This window comes from Nocardioides guangzhouensis, from assembly GCF_004519545.1.
GTDB lineage: Bacteria > Actinomycetota > Actinomycetes > Propionibacteriales > Nocardioidaceae > Nocardioides > Nocardioides guangzhouensis.
The window spans coordinates 1-1136 of the sequence record NZ_SDKM01000115.1 but is presented as its reverse complement, the minus strand read 5'-3'; the positions used below and the strand labels follow the sequence as shown (position 1 = coordinate 1136).

1 protein-coding gene is annotated in these 1136 nt (G+C 68.8%); it reads right to left on the bottom strand.

The features are described 5' to 3' along the window. A partial coding sequence (locus tag EKO23_RS24695) for a molybdopterin-dependent oxidoreductase (protein WP_134721238.1) occupies positions 1–1136 on the bottom strand: 1136 nt, incomplete at both ends.

Below are 1136 nucleotides of genomic sequence, written 5' to 3'. Positions count from 1 at the left end.
TGTCCTGGTACTCCGAGTGGATCGACCACTTGTTGTGCGGGGTCAGGTAGCGCACGGTCACCCCCAGTTCCCCCACGTCGCCGACATCCGGCTCGCTGAAGAGCGCGCCCATGTTCAGCGGTGGCCGGTAGACCGGCAGGCCCTCCCCGAGTTCGGTCATCCAGTCGTGGTCGAGGTAGAAGTGCTGGCGCCCGGTCAGCGTGTGCCACGGCTTGAGCCGCTCGACGTTGATGGTGAAAGGCGAGTAGCGCCGGCCGCCTGTCTCGGACCCTGACCACTCCGGTGAGGTGATCACCGGCACTGGCGCGGCCTGGGTGTCGGCGAAGGTGATCTGCTTGCCCTCGTGCTCGGCCGCGAGGTCGTGCAGCTGGGTGCCGGTGCGCTTCTCGAGGGTCTTGAACCCCTGGGTCGCGAGGTGGCCGTTGGTGGTGCCCGATAGCGCGAGGATCGCCTCGCAGGCGTGGATGTCCCGCTTCAGCGACGGACGCCCGTTGGCCGCCCCGCCGCGGATCGCGCCGTTCTTGTGCAGCAGGTAGTCGACGGACGCCGTGACGTCGTAGGCGACGCCCTTCGTCAGCGTGCCGAGCTTCTCCATCAGCGGCCCGAGTGCCTGCATCTGCGCGCCGACGGCGGCGTAGTCGCGCTCGACCTCCACGATCTTCGGCATCGTCACCCCGGGGAGCGGCTCGCACTCGCCGTGCTTCCAGTCCCGGACCACCCCGTGCGGGTTGGCCATCGCGTCGGGGGTGTCGTGCAGCAGCGGCACCGCCACGACGTCCTTTCGGGTGCCGAGGTGGATCGCGGCGAGCTCGCTGAACTTCGTCGCGATCGTCTGCCAGGCGTCCCAGTCGGTGCGGGTCTGCCACGGCGGCGCGATCGCGGGGTTGAACGAGTGCACGAACGGGTGCATGTCGGTGGTGTTGAGGTCGTGCTTCTCGTACCAGGTCGCGGCAGGCAGCACGACGTCGGAGAAGATCGTGGTGCTGGTCTGCCGGAAGTCCAGCGTGAGCAGCAGGTCGAGCTTCCCCTCGGGTGCCTCCTGGTGCCAGTCGACCTCCTGGGGCCGCTGGCTCTCCGACGCCTCGGTCGCGCGCAGCGAGCTGTCGGTGCCGAGCAGGTGCTTGAGGAAGTACTCG